Source organism: Nocardiopsis coralliicola (assembly GCF_054779695.1).
In genome coordinates, this window is sequence record NZ_BAAGXT010000089.1 from 1 (window position 1) to 4,533 (window position 4,533).

The window sequence follows — 4,533 nt, forward strand, 5'->3', positions numbered from 1 at the left end:
GGACGCGGACGACGCAGCGCTGCCGGACTGCGCCGCGGCCGCCGCCGAGCCGCAGGAGGAGCCTCCCGCAGGCGCGGCTGCCGGCGCGGGCGCGGCTGGACACTCCGCGGCGGCCGCCCCGCCCGGAGCCGGCGAGCCCCTCCCGGCCGATGCGGAGAGCGCGGCGGCGGGGGGACTGGACCGGCTGCGGCTGTACTCCTACCTCACGGCGCCGGAGCGGCGGACCTACCTGGCCGTCATGCGGCTGTTCACCGGCACGCTCCTCGCCGACCTCGGTGCGGGCGAGGTCGCCGCCGGGCTCGCCGAGGCCGAACGGCGCGGCGCGATCGACCCCGGCGAGTCCCGCACCGAGACGGTCGCCGACCGGCTGGAGGCGCTCGCCCGCTGGGGCAACCTCGTACCGGGGCGGCGCGAGCCGGCGGCGACCATCGCCGAGTTCACCCGCAGCCGCGTCCGCTACCAGGTGTCCAAGCTGGCCGTACGCGTCCAGCGCGACGTGGACGGCCTGCTGGAGGTCGCCGACGGGGCCCGCGAGGTCTCCCGGGAGCTGCTGCCGGCGATCGCCGAAGGGCTGGACGCCGTCGCCGCGGCCCTCGGCCGGCGCGACACCGACACCCTCGCCCGCGCGGTCACCACGCTCTTCCTGCAGCACGGCGAGTTCGCGGCGGCGGTCCGCGACTTCTACGCCTACCTGGGCTCGGTCATCGCCCGCTACGACCTGGCGCCGGACGAGGCGGCCGGATTCAAGCACATGCTGCTGGAGTACGTCGATCTGATCGCCCAGGATGTGCTGCGGCACGCGGAGGGCATCGCCGACCGGCTTGCCGCGCTGGAGCCGCAGCTGCCGGCGCTGCTCGCGCTGATCGACGCCGGACCGGACACGCCGGCGCTGGCTGCGGCAGGCGCCGCCGGCCGCGACGCGGTCGCGCCGGGGCAGACGGCGCTCATGGAGCGCGCCCCCGGGCGCGCCGCCGCCGACTGGGCGGGCCTGTCCGGCTGGTTCGTGGGCCGCCCGGGCCGGCCGAGCGAGGTCGACGCGCTGCGCGAGGCCACCAGTCGCGCGATCTCCGCCCTGCTGGGCACGGTCAAGCGGTTCACCGGCTCCGGCGGCGTCGACCCGGGGCGCCGCCGGGACCTGCTGGACCTGGCCGCCCGGTTCGACGGCGCCGATCCGGGCGCCGCACACGACCTGTATGCGGCATCGTTCGGGCTCTATCCGAGCCGCCACCTTGGCCTCGCGGTCGACGGCGCCGCCGAGGCACCGTCGCTGGACTGGGCCGAGGCCGCCGGCGCCGAGGTGGAGGTGAACGTGCGGTCCAAGGGCGAGCGCGCAGCGTCCGGCCCGGTGCCGCGGCTCGGCGACGACCCGCTCGGGCGCGCGGCGCTGCTCGAAGAGGAGGCGCAGCGGGCGCAGCGGCGCGCGGCTGCGGTGCGCGAACTCGCCGCGGCAGCCGGCGACCTGCGGGGCGCGCGGCTGTCCGCCGACGCGCTCGGGCTGTTCTGCGAACTGCTCACGCTGGCCGGCGCTTCGCGGGACACCCCCGCCGAGTCGGGCACCGCCGCCGACCCGGTGTCCGGGCTGACGCTGGCGGTCCGGCCGAGCCCGGGGACCGGGCGCATCGGATCCGTCTTCGGCACGCTGGAGCTGCACGGTTCCGACGTCGAGCTGACCGTCGCCGGGGAGGCCGGGTGAGGAACCGCAGGGAGCCCGCGGGGCCGGAGGCCGCCGCCCTCGAAGGGCTGGACGCGATCGAGGCCGCGCAGGTGCGGCGCTGCGCGCGGGTGCTGCTGCGCCGGCCGCTGCTGCGCGCCGACGGGCCGGACGGCGACGCGCTGCCGGCGGTGCGCCGCTATGCCGACCGGCTGCGCTCGCTGTTCGCCGGCTATCTCGGCTACCGGCTGGCGGTCGAGCCGGGTTTCGCGCGGCTGTACAAGTCGGGCGGCGCGCCGGACGGGCAGCGCGGTGCGCACAAGGCGACCGGCGCACCGTTCACCCCGCGGGCCTACGCCTACCTGGCGCTGGTGCTGGCGTCGCTGACCGGGTCGGGCGGGCAGGTGCTGCTGTCCGGCCTGGTGGGCGAGGTGCGCGCGGCCGGCGCCGAGGCGGGGCTGCGGCTGGGCACCGGCATCGTCGACCGGCGGGCCCTCGTCGCGGCGCTGCGCCATCTGATCGGCCTCGGCGTACTGGCCGAGACCGACGGCAGTGTCGCGCCCTGGGCCGACGACGCCGGGCGGGAGGCGCTGCTCACCGTCGACGTTGAGCTGCTCGGCCACCTGGTCGCGGCGCCCGGGCGGACCGGCACGGGAGAAGGGCACCGCGGCGCCGAGGACGAGCGCCACCGGCTGCGCCGGCGCATCGTCGAGGACCCGGTGGTGCTCGCCGCCGACCTCACCGACGGGCAGCGGGAACTGCTGCGCACCCGGGCCCGGGCCGAGGCGGAGCTGCTGGAGGACCTGTTCGGGCTGCAGCTGGAGGTCCGCGCGCAGGGCGTGCTGGCCGTCGACCCGGAGGGCTACCTGACCGACCGGCACTTCCCCGGCCACGGCACCGTGGCCCGGATCGCGCTGCTGGCGGCCGCGGAGCTGTCCGCGGAAGGCGGCGGCGCGGCAGACGGCGGAGGCGCCGGCGCTGAGGACGCCGAGGATGGCCGGATCCGGGTGGGCGCGGCGCAGCTGCGCGAGGTGGCCACCGGGATCGCGGCGCGCTACCCGCGCGCCTGGTCGAAGGAGGCGGTCCGCGATCCGGAGCGGCTCGCCGAGGCCGTCGCCGGCGAGCTGGCCCGCGCCGGGCTGGCCCGCCCGGACGCGGACGGCCTGCGGCTCTCCCCCGCGGCGGCCCGCTACCGCCCCCGCCCCGACGGCGACCCCGAACCGGAAGCCGACGGGCCCGACACCGGAAGCGAGCCTCCCCCGCCGGAGCCGCACGCCGGCCAGGAGTCGCTCTTCGCCGCCTTCTCCCCCGCCGGGCCGGCTACCGGGGAGCAGCCCAGCGGAACAGGGGCTTCTGCTGCGGACGGCCCCGGCGAGCATGCGGCCGGCCCCGGTGAGCGCCGCCCGGACTCTTCGGCCGGAGACGGGCACGCAGACCTGTTCACCCCGCCGCCCGGCGCCGGCACCAGGGCCCCCTCGAACCGCCTCTCCGACCCTCCCGCCGGCGCGGCGGGCAGTGTCAGCGCCCCAGGACCGGGCGCCGGCCCGCCGGAGCCCGAGCCGTGAGCCGGCCGCACCGAACCGACCCACCCGATGCTGCGAGGAACACCGTGACCACCCCCGAGCCGACCGCGGACGGCACCCGCGCCCCTGCCTCCTCTCTGCCCGCCGGCGCGGACGCGCCGGACGGCGCAGCGGCGCCGGGGCGGTGGCGGCTGCACCGCGGCGGGGTCGTCAACATCTGGCAGTACACCGACGAGGAGTTCGACCTGTCCGGCGGGCGGGTCATCTTCAAGGGCACCAACGGGTCGGGCAAGTCGCGCACCCTGGAGCTGCTGCTGCCGCTCTGCCTCGACGGCGACCTGCGCGCCATGGGCTGCAAGGGGTTCGACACCGTCAGCATGAGCCGGCTCATGCTGGACGACTACACCGAGGGCACCATCCGGCTCGGCTACGCCTGGATCGAGCTGCGCCGGGTACTGGCCGACGGCACCGAGGACTTCTGCACCTGCGGCGTCGGGGTCAAGGCGAGCGCCTCGGGCCGCCAGATCAGCGACTCGTGGCGGTTCATCACGCCGCTGCGGGTCAACAAGGACTTCCCGCTGGTCGAGCAGGACCGGCCGATCACCGCCGCGCGGCTGCGCGAGCACCTCGGCGAGGACGCGGTGCCCGCGACCGCGGACGCCTTCCAGCAGCGGGTGGCCGCGACCGTGTACGGGATCAGCGGCGGCGGCCGCTACCCCGACCTGCTCCACCTGCAGCGCACGCTGCGCAACCCCGACATCGGCCTCAAGGTGCTGCAGGGCCAGCTGGAGCAGCTGCTCTCCGACGCGCTGCCGCCGGTGGACTCCGAGGTGATCGCGCGGACCGCGGCCGGACTGGACAACCTGGAGGGCGTGCGGCGCAACGTCGCCGGGCTGCGCCGCGCCGACCAGGCGCTGCAGGAGTTCCTGCAGTCCTACCGCGGCTATGCGCGCGGCGTCCTCGCCGACCGCACCGCCCGGCTGGCGAAGGCGGAGAAGTCCGCGGGGCGGGCCGGCACCGCGCTGGAGCGGCGGCGCGCCGAGCAGGCCGAGGCCGAGGAGGCGCACCGCACCGCGTCCGCCGAGCGGGACCGGACCGCCGACCGGCGCGAAGCCCTGCAGGGCGAGCTGGAGGCGCTCAAGGCATCGCCCGCCTACGGCGCGCTGGGCGACCTGGAGGACCGCGAGTCGGCGGTCGGCGCCGAGCGGATGCGCGCCGAAGCGGCCCTGCGCACCGCCGCCGACCAGCGCACCGCCGAGGAGCACGGCCTCGGCGCCGTCCAGCGGGCCGCCGCGCTGCCGGCCCGGCTGGGCACCGCGGCGGCCGACGGAGCAGCGGCGCTGCACGCCCCGCTCACCG

At 77.9% G+C, this 4,533-nt stretch carries 2 protein-coding genes and 1 pseudogene; all 3 read left to right on the forward strand.

All coding sequences use genetic code 11. From position 1 onward, the window contains the following. Positions 1-190 precede the first annotated feature (190 nt). Entirely contained in the window at positions 191-1,693 is a 1,503-nt protein-coding gene (locus ACYVGT_RS27975; protein ID WP_460863834.1) for a DUF2397 domain-containing protein, read from the forward strand. Continuing rightward, on the forward strand, positions 1,690-3,216 hold the full coding sequence (locus ACYVGT_RS27980; RefSeq protein ID WP_460863832.1) for a TIGR02678 family protein: 1,527 nt from the start codon (positions 1,690-1,692) through the stop codon (positions 3,214-3,216). The genes ACYVGT_RS27975 and ACYVGT_RS27980 overlap by 4 nt, the downstream gene beginning before the upstream one ends. Positions 3,217-3,260: 44 nt before the next feature. Next, a pseudogene (locus tag ACYVGT_RS27985) lies at positions 3,261-4,533 on the forward strand (TIGR02680 family protein); the annotation flags it as partial.